Genomic DNA, 1,341 nt, shown 5'->3' on the forward strand with positions numbered 1-1,341 from the left:
TTCATGGCGGCCCGTACCCTAAACCGACTCAGGTGGTCAGGTAGAGAATACCGAGGCGTTCGGGTGAACTATGGTTAAGGAACTCGGCAAAATGCCCCCGTAACTTCGGGAGAAGGGGGGCCATCACTGGTGATGAGTCTTGCACTCTGAGCTGGGGGTGGCCGCAGAGACCAGCGAGAAGCGACTGTTTACTAAAAACACAGGTCCGTGCGAAGCCGTAAGGCGATGTATACGGACTGACGCCTGCCCGGTGCTGGAACGTTAAGGGGACCGGTTAGTCACTCTTCGGGGTGGCGAAGCTGAGAACTTAAGCGCCAGTAAACGGCGGTGGTAACTATAACCATCCTAAGGTAGCGAAATTCCTTGTCGGGTAAGTTCCGACCTGCACGAATGGCGTAACGACTTCTCGACTGTCTCAACCATAGGCCCGGTGAAATTGCACTACGAGTAAAGATGCTCGTTTCGCGCAGCAGGACGGAAAGACCCCGGGACCTTTACTACAGTTTGATATTGGTGTTCGGTTCGGCTTGTGTAGGATAGGTGGGAGACTTTGAAGCGGCAGCGCCAGCTGTTGTGGAGTCGTCGTTGAAATACCACTCTGGTCGTGCTGGATGTCTAACCTGGGTCCGTGATCCGGATCAGGGACAGTGTCTGATGGGTAGTTTAACTGGGGCGGTTGCCTCCTAAAGAGTAACGGAGGCGCCCAAAGGTTCCCTCAGCCTGGTTGGTAATCAGGTGTTGAGTGTAAGTGCACAAGGGAGCTTGACTGTGAGACCGACGGGTCGAGCAGGGACGAAAGTCGGGACTAGTGATCCGGCGGTGGCTTGTGGAAGCGCCGTCGCTCAACGGATAAAAGGTACCCCGGGGATAACAGGCTGATCTTCCCCAAGAGTCCATATCGACGGGATGGTTTGGCACCTCGATGTCGGCTCGTCGCATCCTGGGGCTGGAGTCGGTCCCAAGGGTTGGGCTGTTCGCCCATTAAAGCGGTACGCGAGCTGGGTTTAGAACGTCGTGAGACAGTTCGGTCCCTATCCGCTGTGCGCGTAGGAATATTGAGAAGGGCTGTCCCTAGTACGAGAGGACCGGGACGGACGAACCTCTGGTGTGCCAGTTGTCCTGCCAAGGGCATGGCTGGTTGGCTACGTTCGGGAGGGATAACCGCTGAAAGCATCTAAGCGGGAAGCCTGCTTCGAGATGAGTATTCCCACCCCCTTGAGGGGTTAAGGCTCCCAGTAGACGACTGGGTTGATAGGCCGGATCTGGAAGGCGGGTAACCGCTGGAGGTGACCGGTACTAATAGGCCGAGGGCTTGTCCTCAGTTGCTCGCGTCCACTGTGT

At 56.5% G+C, this 1,341-nt stretch carries 1 rRNA gene (running past one end of the window); it reads left to right on the forward strand.

Features of this window, described 5'->3' with window-relative positions:
* Nucleotides 1-1,320, forward strand: a 23S ribosomal RNA gene (locus ACZ69M_RS51045) (it extends 1,999 nt beyond the left edge of the window).
* The last annotated feature ends 21 nt before the right edge of the window (nucleotides 1,321-1,341 follow it).

It is taken from the genome of Streptomyces sp. NPDC107454, assembly GCF_055582885.1.